Here is a 17,326-nt window from a genome sequence, read left to right on the forward strand (position 1 = left end):
CTGATGCGAGAACTGACAAAATGCAGGCCGGATAAAACGCCAAGATTACCATGTTGCCAGCGTTTTGCCTGCCAAGACTGCAGTATTTGTTACCCGGTGACAATTCCGGCCGGCTAAATAATAACGGCCAGCTTAGCTGGCCGTTATTTTAAAGGGCGCATCTTAGAGGCTGAATGGCAAACCCTGTAGTTAACGCGCGCGTTTAAACTGTGGCACAACACGCAGTAGCAACAGCATTGCCAGCCACCAGCCTGTCATTGCACCACCGCCACTTTTAGCCGGTGCGGCAATGCTGATATTGGCGCTGGCCGTCTGGCTTTGCCCCAAAGCATCAGTTGCCGTTAAGCTAAGCACTACCGCCTGAGCAGCTTGCACTTCGGGTAACGTAAAGTTAATTTCGGCAGCTGTTGGCTGGCTAAGTGGCACAGCAGGTCCGCTGCTTTGTTGCCAGTTCAGGCTGGCTGGCGTATTGGTTTGCGCCCGCAGTGTCACTTTATCGCCGGCTTTACCGCTGATGCTAAGCGCTGTTTCGCCATTAATTAAAATAGCCAGCGGCGGAATAATCTCAATCTCCGGGGCATAAGCCGCTTCGGTCTGGTTATCCGCAAGCTGGTAATTAACTTTAAGGCGTACATTGCCGCTGGCTTGTGGCGTGCTGACAAAGTGTAGCGTCAAGTTTTTCGCCTCAGCACCAGTTGCTTGTGCCAGCACAAAAGTGATAGTGCCTGTTTGCTGGCTATACTCTGCGCCTTCTAGTGCACTTAAGCTAAGCCCTTCAGGTACAGCCAGGCTAAATGCCACATTACGCGCTGTCGCTGTGGTATTCGCCGCCAGCGTTAGCTGGTAACTCAGCGTTGTGCCCGCCCCTACCTTTTGTTGTGCAGTGCTTAATGCCACAACTGACTCAGCAATGTGAATATCCAGTGCTGTCAGACCAAACCGCTGCCCTGTCACCGTTTCAGCGGCAACCACACCGATATAATCATCGCCCGGTTGTGCCTCGGCTAATTGCCAGTCAGCCCGCAGAGCAAATTGCTGAGCTGTGCCCGGTACCAATGTCAGCGCCAGATTGGCTTCATCTTTATCACTGATCACCGCCACCGATAAGCTGACATCATCCATTGCACCGGCGGCTGAACCCTTAAAATTATGCAGTGCAATATAATAAACACCGGGAGCGGGCGCCAGAAGGTCACAGCTTTCATTGGAGTCGACACCGGCGCTTATGCACAATAAGCTTGTCGTGCCTTCCCCGGCGCTAATATCGCCATCCAAATCTTCATCCGGGCCAATATATAAGTCCAGATCCGGGCTGCTGGTGCTGTCTACTTTTACCCGCACCCGTTGGGTACTGTTGGTAACGATTAGCGGCAGTACAAAGCGGTTATCTTTGTTGTAAGTCCATTCCAGATCATAGGGTTGGGTAGTGGGTGCTAACAGCTGAATATTATAACGCTCAGCTTTTACCAGACCACGGGCAACCGGTTGCAGTTGGTCAATAGACGCGCCGCTACTAAAGCCACCAACCAGTATTTCACCTTCAGGGCTGTGTGCGGTCAGGCTGGCCTGCTCAGGCCCCGTACCGGCAACAAAACTGGCAATAACCGGCAGGTGCAGTGTTTGCTCCTGGTTGCCATTGCTTAGCACCAGTTGGCCAAATTGCCATTTGCTGGCCGACGTAAAACCAGAGCTGGCGGTAATGGTGAGTACCTGAGTTTCACCCTGATTCAGGCTAAAACTGGCCGGGCTGGCACTAATGCTGATATCGCCCTGCAATGTAGCAGAACCCGCGCTCCAGTTACCGCTTTCAGTAGCAGTAAAGGTGCGTGTCCAGGAACAGGTTACAACACAACGCGGTTGAACCATACTGGCCAGGTTAAGCTCTGTCGGGTTACCACCTAACTCTGGATCGGCAGCCAGATAATTATCGCGGCTTTCATCCAGCAGCAAACCGGCTTTTACGGCTTTGTCTACCCGTACCATGCCAGCGCCCATATCAAAGAACGTGGCCTGCTGTTTGTTGCCGCTTAACTCATCGTCTTTATAAGCCTGGCTGTTGGCTGTCATCATTAGCGCCGATTGTGCCTGAGCCGGTGTCCAGTGCGGATGTACTGCCTGAATAAGCGCCAGCGCCCCGGCCACATGCGGGCTGGCCATAGAGGTACCATCTAAAAAGGCGTAAGGGGCTTCGTTTTTCTGGTTACTGAATGGCTGATATGGCGTATAGGCTGCATAAATACTGACACCCGGTGCGGCAATGTCCGGCGATAAGTAGCTATCATAAGGATAGCCGGGGCCGCGGGACGAAAACACACCAGCAACTGAACCCAGCTCATCATCCTGAACAAGCTCTGATGCACTGATGCTAACCTGCTGCCCGCCATTTGTTTCCAGCCAGGTTAATAAGGTTTCGCCGTCTGCAGCGCTAAGGTTAATGCCGGGCAACACATGAAAATCATCATCTACGCTGGCGGCTTCACCTGCTACGTTAACCAGCACAATACCGCCCGCACCACCGGCTTTAACATTGCTGCCTTTTTCAACCCGGGCAATCACCCCTCGGCGACATAGCACAATTTGGCCATCAAAGGTTCCGGCAGCAAAAGGCGTCATACAATCGGCATCGCCATAATCAGCGGCGTTAACCAAGGTTGCATTAACAGCACCGCTGGCACTGCGGCCGCTAAGCTCCAAACCATTGGCGGTTAGTGTTTTGGCCGAAAAAGCCCGGTTGTGGGTAAAGGCCGCAACCGTAGTTACCCAGGGCAAGTTGCCCGGTGAACCGATAGTCTCATTATCAGGCCCGGCATTACCGGCAGATGTAGCAACATGAATACCAAAATTACGGGCATTAAGAAATGCCTGCCCCTCAAACGAACGCCAAGGGCTGTCTGCCGGCCCGCCGACAGAGTAGTTCAGTACCTTTACACCGTTGGCTATGGCATGTTCAACCGCATTGAGTGACAACTCGGGGTAGCAACCGGCCAGATAGTCATCACCGTTGCCCGGTAAACACACCTGATACGACACTATATTCGCATGCGGCGCCATGCCGCTTATCTGGGCAAACTGATAGGCAGATTCTTCGCCCACCGCATTGTAAGCCGGTACGTTTTTCAGCACATTGCCCGCAACCGTGCTGGCAACATGGCTACCGTGGCCGTTAAAGTCAAAGCCCAGCTGTAACCTGTCACCCAGATCTGGGTACTGCACGGTATCTACCGGTACTAACGAATAGGCATTAATAATATCGGGGTAACTGACAATACCAATCAGCTTGCTGTTACAAAACTGGCTGTATGTTTGGCAATCACCGAGATAATTGCCTTCACCCAGCGGATTCACATGCTGATAGCCATCGCCACCGGTTGCAGCAAAACTGGGGTGATCAGCATTAATACCGGTATCCAGAATACCGACGATAACGCCTTCCCCTTTGCTGGCAACACCGGTCTGGCTTTGCCAGATTGCCGGAGCACCGGTATAAGCCGGGCCGGAATCGGTATGCAAATAGTGAATTTGCCGTTTTACTACAGCTTTTACACCCGGTTGCTTTGCCAAAGCAGCAGCGCCCTGCGCCGACACCCTTACCGCGGCAGCATTAACACTGTACTGGTACTGAAACAAGGTGTGTACCGGCTCGCCGATACGGCTACCTGCACTGCTAAGCACCTGTGTCTGAGTGGTTCTCAGGTTGCCAGCATAGCGCTGCACAGCTGCCGATTTAGCATTAAGCAGTTGCCCATTGCGGGCAATACCGGCCGTGGCAACAGCGGGTTCGTCAAACAGGACAAAGTAAACATCATCATCACGGCTGGACAGGCTTTTTTGCGCCGCTTTAGGCACATAATTCATTGGGTTTTGGCTTAGCCGGTTCTGGCCATCATCAGGCTGTGCTGCCACTGCTGGCAAACTCAGCAAAGCGGCCAGTAATAAGGTCTTTTTCATTACAGGGATCCTTTATTGGCGGGGTCTATGGCCCCGCTTAAGTCAAATACGATGAGTAAAGCGGCGACGCAGAGCAACCAACAGCATCAGCAGCATACCGGTGCCAAAAGCACCGCCACTGCTGCCACCGGAGGGCGCAGCTTTCAGGTTCAGAGAAAAGGCAAAAGCAACCTGATGCCGGCCATCGCTAACGTTAACAACAAACTCGTAGTTTCCGGCGGTGGCAATGCGGCCACTGAGTTTGCCGCTGCTGGTATCCAGCGTCAGGCCCTGCGGCAAAGCTGTTGCTGAAAAGCTCAGCGTGTCATCATCGGCATCGTCAAACAGCGCTAACAAATCAAAGTTCAGGCTGGCTCTGGCAGTACCAGTCAGCTTTGCACTGGCCGGGTTATTAAGCTGCGGCGCAGAAATATTGCTGCTGCTCACCTTCACCAATACTTCAACAGTAGGGCTGATAAGTATTTCGGAACCATCTATCTGGCCAAACACTTTTAAGTGATAGGTGCTAATGCCATCTGCATTGAGTACTGAGGCATCATCAACCAGAATTTCACCCTTTTTGGTGATCCGCAGTGCGTTATCCGGCAGCGGGCTAACCAGTTGCACTTCATAACCAGGTGCGGCTTCACCTCCGGCCATATTAAAAAAGGCGTTAGATTCAAGCTGAATAATACCTACCAGTTGGCCGGATTCAGCGTTATCCACAACATTAAACTGCTGCCCGCGGCGTGGGGAGGCAACAAAGGCATGGTCATTACCTAAAGTCAGTGCAGACCAGATATGGTAATCAGCCGCTTCTGCCAGCAGCACAAAGCCTTTACCGCACTGGCCGGCATATTCACAAAAGCCATCCATTACGCCCGTTAACGTGGCACGCTCCCCCGGTGCCAGGGTTATTTCATTTACGTAATCAGTTACTGGTGTGCTGCCGCCTTTTTCGCTTAAAGCAACATAGTTGGCCTGATTACTTATTACTTCAATCAGGTTGCCAAACCAGTCGTACTCGTAGCGTATTTCTATTGGCCCCATATTTACCGGGTTAAAGGCAATAAATGGCTCCCGGTTCGATGCCGGCATAGCATCCCGCTCAGTCTCAACCAGATAGCCGAGGTTTTTGTTCAAATCTGCCAGTGTTAAGTCATCACGCAGCAGCTCTTCCAGACAGTAATCCACCATTAAATTGCGGCTGTCGGTGGCAAAGCGTACTGGTAATTTACTGGTTTTCAGGCTGGCCGCAGGATCGGCCGGGTTAATGGGAATATTCAGATCATGGTAATAATTTACCGGCACTCCGGCTTCATCCAGGCTGACAAAACTCTCCAACACCAGATCTTTATCTTCAATAAAAGAAAACAGTTCCTGCACTGACAAATCCGGGTAATCGGCCAGGATTTCATTACGCACGATATACATATCCAGCGAACCGTTAAGTGCCTTATCAAAATAACTGCGAAATGGCAAAGCGCGCGGGTTAAACAACGTAACCGCTAAAGTCAGCTTCTGGCCCGCTTCACAGCGCCCATCAGCGACTACGGCACTGGCCAGGTTCTGCAGTATCATACCGCCCTTAGCACCCACAGTGCTGTCACGGGGCTGAACATTACGTGCCACCACCGGCAGTACAGTAAAGGTCATATCATGGGCCGAAGTATTTTCAAATTCCTGCTCACGGCTAAAGTAATTGTTAGGAAATAGCGCTTCGCCTAAAGGGAAATCAGGCCCTTCTGTAGTAAACGACGGTAATACCTCACGATAGGTGTCAAAATGCACCTGAATATCGGCAGCAGGCCGCGGCCGCACCAGCCAGGGCAGCTGAATAGCAGGGATATTCTCACCCGCGCTTAGTGTCAGGTAGCCATCCATCTCACTGGCACGCCATTGTGCGTGGTTATAATCAACTGCGTTTTTAAGTGGCCACTTCGGCAGCAAGCTGCCATCAATAATCAGCGTAACCGGCACTGTTACCGCCCGTTTGGCCGGAACAGTAACCTCAGGCGGCAACTGCCAGCTTAGTGCACTGGCGTCTGGCCCATCTTCACGGCTGTGTGCACTAAGGGAGTATGTCAGCGGCTGCTCACTCAGGTTACGGATATAAAGCTCGCGCCGGATCTCAATATGCTTACCCGGCAATACTTCAGGGTTGCCAAGATGCAGGCTGGGCAACCCACTGGCCAGCTCCCAGGCTACCGCCGGGCTGGCAGCGGCTACGGTAGCATCTTCCAGACCTGCGCCAATCCAGCTGATCTCTGCCAGTTTTTCACTGTCTGCGGCACTTATCTGGTTATTGGCGGTATTCATCAGCAAGGCTTTTAGCTCAAGGCTGTTCAGCTCAGGCCGGGCACTTTTTAATGCTGCCGCGCTGGCTGCAGTTCTGGCCAATGCAAATACATTATCACTGGCCATGCCTTCACCCGAGCCGGTGCCTACCAGTGCAATTTGCTGATCCTGGTACAAACCAACAAGGTCGGGTTTAATCGCATTTACATCGCCACGCACCGGCCCGTGCAATGAGTTAGCCGCTACCTCAGGCAGCTCCTGCCCGGCTTGTGCCACACCTACTGCCAAAGCGGCAGGCGCTAAAGCCTGAATAGGTGTCATATAACTGCTTTGATGTTCAGCTACACCCTGTGGCACCAGCACCAGAGTGCCTAACGAAGCCGCTTTTTGGATATTTTGCGCCATCGCGACATAGGTATCGGTCCAGATATCTTGTTCAGAGTAAAAGCCGGGGCCAAAACCAGCCAAATCCAGCACAATAATGTCGGCTCGGTCACTGGTATCGCCATCGCGGTTTGGGTCCAGTGCCCACTCCAGAGCGTCTTTTACCTGATCAGTATTCGGCCCAAGCGGATACACCGAACTACCCACTCGCGATGCCCGGTAGATTTTGCCTGCCCACAACTCGGCACCCGGCGCCAGCTGATGAATAATCGATGCTAACGCGGTACCACGACCGCCGCTGGTGTTACTACTGTCGAGCGCAGAATCTATCGGGTTAATATCCGCAACAATCATCTGCGGCTCACGTTCACTGAAAAAATCCCAGCCTTTGGTAACCACACTGGTAGGAAAACTATCGAAGGGCACACCAGCATACTGCCAGGCCTGCTGGTAAGCTTCTGGTGTACCGGGGCCACCCAGGCTGGCGTGGGTGTAATCAACCCCGGAAGATATCAGCGCAATTTTTACGCCCTTGCCCACATTGGCGTCAGCAGCCGATACGCTAGCAACCGCACGGAGCTGCTGCACTGCTAGACTTAGCGGTGCTGGCAGCGGCAAAGCGGCGCTGGCCAGGCTAATTTGCTTAACCCCTTCCATCCGGCTTACTTCCTGCGCCTGAGCAGCGGTAAGTTTTACTGTAATACTGTTGCCCAGTAGTTTGCTGCGGCTATGTAGCTCTACACCGGCAAAACGAACATATAACTGTTGCAGCAAATCTTCCTGTTGCTGCTGCAATCCAGCCTGCGTATTCGGATTAACACTGCCGTTTTCCACAGCAGGTGCCGCGCTTAGCTGCACAACATAGAGGTTTGGCTCGACGGATTCAGCCGGAGGCCGGGTTAAACTCCCGCTGTTAGCAGGCACAGGCGTTGCCAGAGCCGGCAAACTAAGCAGGCCCAACCCGCCAAGAACCAGGTAGCGTGGCAACCAGGGAAATAAAGCTTTATGCATGACAGTTTCTCTTATCGTTATGGTTAATACCCTGCGGCCAGGGCAATAGGCAGAACTGTCAGGATTAATGCTCCGTTGCTATAACAAAGGCTATCTTTTGAGCATTATTTATTTATCTTTTTTATATTTTTAGAGTAAAAACAAATGCTTGAATAAATTCCGGCCAATTTGATTCAGGTTTACCAATATCCGACAAACGCAACTATTTGTAACCGCAGTTGATACTGACATCTAAATGTAATAGAACCATTAGCAACAAAAATAACCCGAGCCATTCCCTTGTCCAGCCGCACCCGCACCAGTCAATGCTGTTACCAGATAAGCCATTGGACTATTCTCCCTGCCAAGCTGCAGATCCGCGGGCCACAGGGCCAGGCAATACTGCCGGCCAAAGCATTTGAAGTAATAAAACAGCTGATAATCCAGCCAGGCGAAACCGTTAGCCGTGAACAATTTGTCGCAGCCATCTGGCGGGGCCATAAAGACGTGGGTGACAAAGCGCTAAACCAGGCCATCTGGCAGTTACGTAAAGCCTTTGCCGAGACCGGCGGCGACAGTGAAGTGATTGGTACCGTTGCCAGAATAGGCTACGTATTGCAGCACGGTGTTACAGAAGCAGCAGACCTTAGCGCGCAACCCCGTGCTGCGCACAATCAGCCTTGGTGGCTGCTTGCTGCTTTGGCACTGGTGCCAGTTGCAACTGTAGTATGGGCATTAAAGCCGCAAGCCCTGCAACCAACACCGTTACAGCAGCGCCCGGTGATCCTTAGCCATTATAAAGGTGCCGAAGAAACCCCGGCCTTTACCGCCGATGGCCGCTTTATGGCATTTCAATGGGATAAAGGCCGTGGTTTACCGGGCATTTATACCGTTGATTTGGCGCAAACAGGCAGCGAGCCACAGCGGGTATCGGCCAATGATGAATTTGGCGCCTCGCCGACCTTCTCGCCAGACGGCAGTCAACTGGCCTATGCGGTCATTAACGGCAAAGACTGCCGCGTGAAAATTCAGCACTTGTCTGGTGGCACCAACCAGTTTATTGACAACTGCTACGGCGAGAGCATAGTTAACACCCTAAGCTGGTCCAGAACCGGTAATCAGCTGGCGTATGCTTATAAAAATGCGAAGGGTGGCATCAGCATTAAAGGCTATAACGCCGATAATGCCCAGTTTAGCCAGCTAAGTGCAGAGCAAAGCGACTTTGACGATTACCCGCTGGTATGGGCCAACCACAGCGACACTCTGGCTTATGCCAGCCTGAAAGGCGGCCTGGGCAATATTTACCTGCGAGCTAAAAATGGTCGCATCCGTGCACTGCTGAAAGAACCTCAGGCCATTTACTCGCTGGCATTCAGCCCGGCCGATTCCCATTTGTATTTCAGTACCGTTTGGCACTCTGAGGTGACTATTTTGCAGGTGTCACTTAAAGACGGCAGCATATCGCCATTATCGTTTGAAGCCACCCCAGGCCGCATTGCAGTAAGGCCAGGCAAACAGCCACAACTGGTTTACCCACGTTATACCTCGATGGAACAGCTGGTTAAACTGCAGCCAGATGGCACAACCAAACCCTTGCCGTTTTCGTATGGCCGCGAGCTTTACCCGCTTTACTCCGCCAGCCAGGATAAACTAGTGTTTTTTAGTAATAAAAGCGGCAGTTTTCAGTTATGGACGGCCGCTGCCGACAGCGAATTTGCCAGTAAAGTTGCTGATATCAGTGGCTCAGCCTACATTCATGCACTTTCTAATAAAGGTGATAAATTTTTGCTGCCGGTAAAACAAGACGGCGACAACTACTACCGCCTGTATCTGGGAAATTTTGACGAACAACCCTTACAGCAACTACCGCAAATTAATTACTCAGCCAAAAACTTCAGCTGGGGTGTCAATGATGATTCCATCCTGTTTAGTTCTGATTTGAACGGCCACTGGCAAATCTGGCGCCACTATCTGGCAACCGGCATTCGCGAGCAACTTACCCTCAACGGCGGGCTGTTTGCCCAAGATGGGCGTAACAATGAACTGTTTGTTGTTAAACCTGGCGGGGGGATTTGGCGCTTAAGTGCCGGCCAGCCTGCCGAACTACTGGTAAAACAGCTTAGCAGTTTGGATTGGGGCAACTGGCTACTGCGCGAAGACGGTATTTTGTATCTGCAGCGCACCGCAGCAGCAGACCTGATCAAACTGCAAAGCTGGGCCGGCGAGCAGCAACTTATCGCCAGCCTGCCACCAAGGACAATAAAAACGGGCCGCTCGATGACCCAACTACCTGATGGCAGCCTGATCTTATCAATGTATCAGTCAAAAGAAGCCGATATTGTGGCTATTGATTTAGCAATACCTTAGTCATCAGGGCTAGCTAATCGTCAGGTGAGCTAAGCGTAAACACCAGATGCTTGCGCATATCTTTTAGCACTATGCCTTTTTTCAGCAGCAAACCGCTTAAGCGCCTCTGCCACGCCAGCAACTGCGGCTGCGCCGCATCCAGCATCGCTTGCTCAGTAAACTGCAACCGCACCAGTAGCGACATCGGAAAAGCTTCATATTCCAGGCTAAACCAGCACTGTATCGCGCCGGGTAAATCTACCAGCGCCTGTTGCTCCAGAGTGGTTACCGCATCCAGCACAGCAGCCTGTTGTTTTTGTTGTACTATAGAGAGTTTTTTCACTTTGCCCCGTCCTTTAACAATACTGCCCCGCTACCCAGCCGGACGCCCAGGCCCACTGGAAGTTATAGCCACCGAGCCAACCGGTTACGTCGACCACTTCGCCGATAAAATACAAGCCGGGTTGTTGTTTGGCTTCCATGGTTTTGGAAGATAAATAATCGGTATCTACACCGCCGATGGTCACCTCTGCAGTGCGGTAGCCTTCAGTGCCGTTGGGTTTAAATACATAAGCATGCAGGCTGTCGGCAAGCTGTTTAATGCTTTTCGGGTTTAACGCTTTCAGCGGCTGGTTAGTAAAAACTTTTAGCTCCAGTAGTTTTTCTACCAGCCGTTTTGGTAGCAATTTAGCCAGTGCGGTTTTTACTTCCTGCTCCGGGTGCGCTTGCTGTTGCGCCGATAAAAACTCTGCCACATCAGTTTGCGGTGCCATATTCACTATTACTTCATCACCAGGCTGCCAGTAGCTGGAAATTTGCAGTATGGCCGGCCCGCTTAAACCGCGGTGGGTAAACAGCATATCTTCCGGGAATACGGTGCCATTCGCTTCAGCGGTGACCGGTAAGGACACACCGCTGATTTCTTCAAACACCGCTTTGTCGCTGGGTTGCCAGGTTAATGGCACTAAGGCGGCGCGCAGCGGCAGTACTTTTAAGCCAAACTGTTCGGCCAGCTGAAAACCAAAGGCGGTAGCACCTAAATTCGGCAGGCTTAAACCACCGCTGGCCACCACTAAACTGTGGCACTGGCGGCTAAGCTCTGCCGTAGTAACGGTATATTGGCCATCGCCAAAGCTGACGCCGGTAATGCTTTGCTGCAGGGCAATTTGCACATTGGCGGCTTTGACCTCGCTTAGCAGCATATCAACAATATCTTTGGCGGAATCATCACAGAACAGCTGGCCAAGCGTTTTCTCGTGGTAGGCAATAGCATGCTTTTGCACCATAGCGATAAAATCCCACTGCGTATAGCGGCTAAGAGCCGATTTACAGAAGTGTTTGTTTTGCGACAGGAAGTTTTCCGGCCCGGCATACATATTGGTAAAATTACAGCGGCCACCGCCCGACATCAGAATTTTACGGCCAACCCGCTTGCCATTATCCAGCAGCAAGACCTTACGGCCACGTTTACCGGCTTCTATCGCGCACATTAAGCCCGCTGCGCCGGCACCTATGATTATGACATCCCACTGCTGCATTAATTTATACTCTTTTCTATCCGGGTTGCCGGGAGTTGGCTGGCTTGCTGATAACCCAGCTCAAGCACGGCGAATTGCTCACTCTGCCAATGGAAGACCGGCAGCTGCTGTTTTTCTTTATTTAAAGAACGTAATAAACGCTGTACATTCTGTTGTTTCCAGCTTTGATCCGCAAAGTCGGCGCTGCTTCGAATAGCACATTTATCAAAATCTATCAGCCAAAACTGGCCCTGCTTATCCAATAAAATATTGTGACAGTTTAAATCGGAGTGATACACATTGTGCTGATGGAAACGTGCGATTAAAGCCCCCAGTTGCTGCCACTCAGCGCGGCTTAAAGCACGTTGTTGCAATAGATGGGCAAGGTCGGTGGTGCCAGGTATAAGTTCAATCAATATATCGGCGCTATAGCCAAAGAGATGTTGTTGATACAAAGCCGCACAGGGCCGGGGCACAGGTAACCCCCACTGCCGCATTTGCCAGAGTAAACTAAATTCTGCCATAGCCCGGCTTTGTGTTACCGGCTGTGGCCAAAACCGGTCTTGGTTGATTTTACCCACCAGGCCACCACGATAATAATGTCGCAGTACCGCCTGTTTGCCATGCTGCTGCACAAACCATACAGTATTGCGCCCCTTCGACTGGCCTGTTACTAAACCTTGCTGCTGCCAATATTGCGGCTGAAAATACTGCAGTTCAAACTGCGGATAAAACACCGGGTCAAACCACGCCATAGCCTTGTCATTGTTAATTATGCTGACATCAGCCAGCGGTACTAATGCCCGCACCTGTGCCATGATGCGCGACACTGCACCTTGCTGCTGCTGATACAGTTTTAAACCTTTTGCACCGGCCTCAATAGCCAGCTCTGGTTGCTGAATAAGTTGAGTGACTGTGCCAACCAGATCAGCAACCGCAGCAACCTGAAAATATGCTTGCTGTTGTTGCAATAATTGAAATACCAACTGAAAATTAAATACATAAGGGCCTGATAATACGGCTTTAGCAAACGCCATAGCTTCCAGCGGATTATGGCCGCCGCGCTCAATCAGGCTACCGCCGATAAAGACAAAATCGGCCAGCTGATACCAGCTTAATAACTCGCCCATTGAATCACCAAGCCAGACTTCGGTATTGGCAGCTGGCATCTGGCCCTTACTACGGCGGATAAACTTAACTTGCTGTTGCTGCAAGAGCTGCGCGACAACATCAAAACGCTCCGGATGGCGGGGCACCAACACCAGCAATAGCTGCGGAAACTGGTTTTTTAACTGCTGATAAGCCTGAATAAGCAGCTCATCTTCACCGGCATGACTGCTGCCCGCCACCCAAACGATACGGCCTTGCAGCACTGGTTTTAAGCTTTGTGCCAGTTGCACACTACTTTCTGGCACGTCCAGTTCAAACTTTATATTGCCTGCGACACTAACCTGCTGAGCCCCAAGGGCTTGAAAACGCCGGGCGCTGTTTTTATCCTGAGTCAGAATTTGGCCAATGCTTTTCAACATAGGCTGCGTCAAGGCACTACAACGCTTATAACCTTTGGCTGAACGTGCTGATAAACGGGCATTGACGATCAAAGTGGGAATAGACAGCGCTTTACAATTGGCTAGCAGATTAGGCCAAAGTTCAGTTTCTAAAATCAGTAACAACTGCGGCTGCATCCACTTCAGCCAGCGGCGCATCAGTAGCGGGTAGTCAAAAGGCAGGTAACAATGCTCAAGGGTTCTGCCCAGCTGCTGCTGTTCAGCCTGCAATTTTTCAATAGCGGCAGAGGCTGTAGGTGTGGTGCAGCTAATAGTGAAAGGCAAATGCGGATACTGCTGTAACAGTTGCTTAATCAAAGGTTTGGCAGCGTTAAACTCACCCACTGAGACAGTATGCAGCACTATGCCATTTTTGGCAGACGCAGCAGGCAGCTTCAGCGCAAAACGCTCAGCAAAGCGCTGGCGATAGCCAGGGTCTTTGCGCGAGCGCAGCAATAAATACAGTACAAGCAAGGGCGTCAGCGCCACAACCACGGCGCTGTATAGCAATCTTAACAGCAGAAAAACAGGCTGCATTTAGCTTTTTGCTTTGGCTTTAGCATCAGCCACCATAGTGGCTAAAGCGGCATATTTATGAAAAGCATACTGGCCCAGCACTATCGCCATCAGTAAACCACGCCAGCCGTCAAGGAAACCTAAACGCAGTACATATTGCTGAATAAAATCGGTGAAAAACCGCAAAATGGCATAACTCAAACCAGCCTTTTTACCGCGGGCAAATTTATCTTCAGCGCCTAAACAAGCATATTTCACATGCTTTTCCTGGCAATGCTGATAACTGCGCCAGCTGTGGTGAATAATGGCCGATTTCAACACCCGCACTTTTTCGTAAGGCAATAACAGGGTTTCATGCACCTGCCGATCTTTAAAACTGGCGCCTGTTTTTAAAAACAATTTGCCCTGCGGTGTGGAGTAACGACCATGTTTAAGCAACTTGCCAAAGAAGTAAGTGTGCCATGGCATTTTGATAAAATTGGCGTCTAAATCAGGCTCTGCCAATACCTGATCAATTTCCACTTTAAGTTCAGGCGTCAGCACTTCGTCGGCGTCTATGCTTAGCACCCAGTCATGTTCACACCAGGCCAAAGCACGGTTACGCTGCGGGCCAAAACCCGGCCAGTCGGTTTGATATACTTTATCGGCATACTGTTCGGCAATTGCCACTGTTCTGTCTTTACTGCCTGAGTCGACCACTATCAGTTGATCCACCCAGCCAGAGAGCGACTGTAAACAGGCTTCAATGCGGTCTTCTTCATTGCAGGAGATCACAAAACAGGAAATTTTACGGCTACGCATGCTTAAACCTCTTCCTGTTTGGCGGGATTAAACTGTACCTGCGACACATCGCCTGACAGATGCTTGTTACGGATAGATTTCAGCTGGAAACGGTATTTCAGGTTACGCCAGAACGAGGTGCCCCCTTTACGGCTGCCGCCACTCATTTTGTCAATTTCACTTTCAAAACGGCTGGCCGACCATAAGCGATAAGGCAAGATTGAATACACCGTCAGGTTCAGCTCCGGATAAAACTGTAAGTCGACATCTACGGGGCGGAAAAATTTCGGCCGGCTGAGCAGCTTTTTCGCGCCTTCCAGCGTCAGGGCATAAGCTGTGGTGCAGTTCGGTACTTTAGCAAAGTTCACCAGTTGATAGCCATCACCCAGATCTTTTTTCTGCTCGCCCTGGCCTGCTCTGTCATCGGCCAGTTTAATCATATCCCAATGCTTTAGCTGGGTAATTTTTTCCAGCACGGTCAGAAATTCAGGCTCAAGGTCAATGTCGTCTTCCAGAATAAAAGCCATGGCGATGTTTTCATCCACCATACGTTGCCACAAAGTACGGTGACTCAAATAACAGCCAATTTCGCCGGGAGACAAAGGCCGGCGGAATTTTTTCTGGTTAAGCGCAGGATCATAACAAGCTGCCACGTCGCCGGGGCTAAGGTTTTTACCATAAATGGCACTAAAGCGCTCTGCGTCCAGCCCCAGCTTGTGCAGTTGCTTTTTAGCAGACTCATAACGCTCTGGGTTAGAATCCAGATTAATTAACCAGATTGGGTATCCAGCATACTGTCCCATGTATTTCTTCCGTTTTGTGTCGCGAATATGCAACGATTTTACCTGAACGACTTCTAAAGGCAGAGCTTTTTTTCCCTGCGCAGGCCTTGCAGACACAGAGCATTGCGAAAAAGTTCTTTTGCAATAAACAAGATCCGTTAAAATGCCTTTATTCAAGCAGCCAAGCCGAGCCTTATATGTCAGATTTAGAACAGAGTTTTTTACAGAGTTTAAAACGTCACCGTGATGCCTTTGCCACGGTGGAGGCTTATCATGGCCAGGCTATGCAATTACTGGCCGCCGTGCAGGACTGCTTAAAACAAGGCGGCAAAGTGGTCTGGATGGGCAATGGCGGCAGCGCGGCCGACAGCCAGCATTTAGCCGCCGAGTTTATGGTGCGTTACAAAGCCGAACGTGGCCCGCTGGCATCTATTGCCTTAACCACAGACACGTCTATTCTGACAGCCCATGCCAACGACTACCATTTTGACAGCGTGTTTGAGCGTCAGGTGTTAGGTTTAGTGCGGCCACAAGATGTGGTGATTGGTTTAACCACGTCGGGCAAAAGCCCGAATATCAATTTAGCCTTAAAAGCCGCCAATGAATTAGGCGCTTTTACCGTAGCCCTGACCGGCCGCGATGGAGGCTTAGTTAAAGATATTGCCAAACTGCCGATTATCGTTAAAAACGACGAAACGGCCCGCATTCAGGAAATACATATGTTTATTGGCCACTGGCTATGTGAAGCTTTAGACCTTGCCATCGTAGGTAATAACTAATGATTAACCTGAGCCTGCTGCAAAATTTGTCTTCGGCTTCTGTACTGGTAGTAGGTGATGTGATGCTGGACCGTTATTTTAATGGCGACTCGCAGCGGATATCACCGGAAGCGCCGGTGCCTGTGGTAAAAATCAGCAAAATAGAAGACAAAGCCGGTGGCGCTGCCAACGTGGCACGTAATATCGCCCATCTGGACGGTAAAGTGGGCTTATTAGGTATTATTGGTAACGACAGCGCCGGTGAGTCGTTGCAACAGTTGCTGGCGGGTGAACAAATTCACTCCGAGCTGTTTAGTCAGGATCATAAACCTACTATCGCTAAAATGCGGGTGGTGTCGCGCCAGCAGCAAATAGTGCGGCTGGATCAGGAAGAAATGTTCAGCAGCGAAGACGCCGAACTCTTGGCTGAGCGTTTTGCCACTGTGTATCAGAACTACGATGTAATTCTGTTCAGTGATTACAACAAAGGCTCATTGCAGCATATTGCCAAAATGATCAAACTGGCCAAAGCGGCGGGCAAAACCGTATTGGTCGACCCAAAACAAGCCGATTTGTCGGTATATGCCGGTGCTGATGTGATTACGCCGAATTTAGGCGAATTTAAAAGCGCTGGCGGTAAAATCGGCTCGGTGGATGAGATGCTAAGTTCAGCCCGCGAGCTGATGCAAAAAGCCGGCGTAGCTTCTATTTTATTAACCCGCAGCGAACAAGGCATGAGCCTTATTACCGCCACTGAACATTTTCACTTCCCGGCACAAGTGCTGGAAGTCAGTGATGTTACCGGTGCCGGCGATACCGTGATCGCCACGTTGGCGGTGATGTTAAGTGCTGGTATGTCTTTGCATGACGCCACTCAGTTGGCGAACTTAGCGGCAGGTATAGTGGTGGGCAAAGTAGGTGCCGCTACGGTTTCACCTGAAGAGCTGGCCGCTAAGCTAAATAAAGATCTATTCCGTCAGGGCGATTTTTACCAGACGCCTTTTGACAAAGTCCTGCAGCATATTCAGTTTGCCCGGCAAAACGGCGAACGTATTGTGTTTACCAATGGCTGCTTTGATATTTTACACGCTGGTCATGTGCGTTATTTAGCGCAGGCTAAAGCGTTGGGTGACCGTTTAGTGGTGGGCCTGAATTCAGATGCTTCAGTGCGCCGCTTAAAAGGCGAACAGCGCCCTATCAATACTTTGGAAGACCGCGCCACTGTGCTGGCAAGTTTGGCTAGTGTCGACTGGGTGGTGCCTTTTGGCGATGACACAGCCGAAAACGATACGCCGCTCAAATTAATCAGCACCATATTGCCTGACGTATTGGTAAAAGGTGGCGACTACAGCATTGCAACCATAGTAGGCGCTGACGTGGTGATTGCTCATGGTGGTGAAGTGCAGATGCTGACTTTTGTTGATGGCCGCTCCACCAGCAAAGTGATACGCAAAATTCAGGACTTGCAGGGAAATAACTGA

Annotated in this window: 10 protein-coding genes; 3 read left to right on the top strand and 7 right to left on the bottom strand. The window is 50.8% G+C overall.

Going from position 1 to position 17,326, the window contains the following annotated elements; translation table 11 throughout:
• Positions 1–189: 189 nt before the first annotated feature.
• A complete protein-coding gene (locus AR688_RS20635) occupies positions 190–3,948 on the bottom strand; it encodes a S8 family serine peptidase (RefSeq protein ID WP_068233452.1) in 3,759 nt (1,252 codons plus the stop codon).
• 42 nt (positions 3,949–3,990) lie between these two features.
• On the bottom strand, positions 3,991–7,620 hold the full coding sequence (locus tag AR688_RS11255; protein ID WP_068233454.1) for a putative Ig domain-containing protein: 3,630 nt from the start codon (positions 7,618–7,620) through the stop codon (positions 3,991–3,993).
• 279 nt (positions 7,621–7,899) lie between these two features.
• Here AR688_RS11255 and AR688_RS11260 point away from each other — a divergent pair, with 279 nt between their 5' ends.
• Entirely contained in the window at positions 7,900–9,966 is a 2,067-nt protein-coding gene (locus AR688_RS11260; protein ID WP_068233456.1) for a winged helix-turn-helix domain-containing protein, read from the top strand.
• A 13-nt stretch (positions 9,967–9,979) separates the two neighbouring features.
• Here AR688_RS11260 and AR688_RS11265 read toward each other — a convergent pair whose 3' ends face one another.
• From AR688_RS11265 to AR688_RS11285, 5 genes are read right to left on the bottom strand one after another with little or no spacing between them, the layout of a single operon-like run.
• Positions 9,980–10,288, bottom strand: a complete 309-nt coding sequence (locus AR688_RS11265) for a hypothetical protein (protein ID WP_068233457.1) — start codon at positions 10,286–10,288, stop codon at positions 9,980–9,982.
• 13 nt (positions 10,289–10,301) lie between these two features.
• Positions 10,302–11,483 carry an NAD(P)/FAD-dependent oxidoreductase gene (locus tag AR688_RS11270; protein ID WP_068233459.1) on the bottom strand — a complete coding sequence of 394 codons (1,182 nt, stop codon included), beginning with the start codon at positions 11,481–11,483 and terminating at the stop codon, positions 10,302–10,304.
• A complete protein-coding gene (waaA, locus tag AR688_RS11275; protein WP_068233461.1) occupies positions 11,483–13,546 on the bottom strand; it encodes a lipid IV(A) 3-deoxy-D-manno-octulosonic acid transferase in 2,064 nt (687 codons plus the stop codon). The genes AR688_RS11270 and waaA overlap by 1 nt, the downstream gene beginning before the upstream one ends.
• Positions 13,547–14,326 (bottom strand): glycosyltransferase family 2 protein, encoded by a 780-nt coding sequence (locus tag AR688_RS11280; protein WP_068233463.1) that lies wholly within the window; start codon positions 14,324–14,326, stop codon positions 13,547–13,549.
• A 2-nt stretch (positions 14,327–14,328) separates the two neighbouring features.
• A complete protein-coding gene (locus AR688_RS11285) occupies positions 14,329–15,108 on the bottom strand; it encodes a glycosyltransferase family 25 protein (protein ID WP_068233466.1) in 780 nt (259 codons plus the stop codon).
• A gap of 176 nt (positions 15,109–15,284) precedes the next feature.
• On the opposite strand from AR688_RS11285, the gene AR688_RS11290 reads away from it, so the two are divergent.
• Both AR688_RS11290 and hldE read left to right on the top strand, forming a co-directional pair.
• Complete coding sequence (locus AR688_RS11290) at positions 15,285–15,866, top strand: D-sedoheptulose-7-phosphate isomerase (RefSeq protein ID WP_068233469.1); 582 nt, start codon at positions 15,285–15,287, stop codon at positions 15,864–15,866.
• Complete coding sequence (gene hldE, locus AR688_RS11295) at positions 15,866–17,326, top strand: bifunctional D-glycero-beta-D-manno-heptose-7-phosphate kinase/D-glycero-beta-D-manno-heptose 1-phosphate adenylyltransferase HldE (RefSeq protein ID WP_197412203.1); 1,461 nt, start codon at positions 15,866–15,868, stop codon at positions 17,324–17,326. Before AR688_RS11290 ends, hldE begins: the two co-directional genes overlap by 1 nt.

The organism is Rheinheimera sp. EpRS3, assembly GCF_001513785.1.
Taxonomy (GTDB): domain Bacteria; phylum Pseudomonadota; class Gammaproteobacteria; order Enterobacterales; family Alteromonadaceae; genus Alishewanella.

What these genes read in the sequence shown, in the direction of transcription:
- waaA (WP_068233461.1), bottom strand. Translation starts at nt 13,546, where the DNA reads ATGCAGCCTGTTTTTCTGCTGTTAAGATTGCTATACAGCGCCGTGGTT.
- AR688_RS11285 (WP_068233466.1), bottom strand. Translation starts at nt 15,108, where the DNA reads ATGGGACAGTATGCTGGATACCCAATCTGGTTAATTAATCTGGATTCT.
- AR688_RS20635 (WP_068233452.1), bottom strand. Translation starts at nt 3,948, where the DNA reads ATGAAAAAGACCTTATTACTGGCCGCTTTGCTGAGTTTGCCAGCAGTG.
- hldE (WP_197412203.1), top strand. Translation starts at nt 15,866, where the DNA reads ATGATTAACCTGAGCCTGCTGCAAAATTTGTCTTCGGCTTCTGTACTG.
- AR688_RS11290 (WP_068233469.1), top strand. Translation starts at nt 15,285, where the DNA reads ATGTCAGATTTAGAACAGAGTTTTTTACAGAGTTTAAAACGTCACCGT.
- AR688_RS11270 (WP_068233459.1), bottom strand. Translation starts at nt 11,483, where the DNA reads ATGCAGCAGTGGGATGTCATAATCATAGGTGCCGGCGCAGCGGGCTTA.
- AR688_RS11280 (WP_068233463.1), bottom strand. Translation starts at nt 14,326, where the DNA reads ATGCGTAGCCGTAAAATTTCCTGTTTTGTGATCTCCTGCAATGAAGAA.
- AR688_RS11255 (WP_068233454.1), bottom strand. Translation starts at nt 7,620, where the DNA reads ATGCATAAAGCTTTATTTCCCTGGTTGCCACGCTACCTGGTTCTTGGC.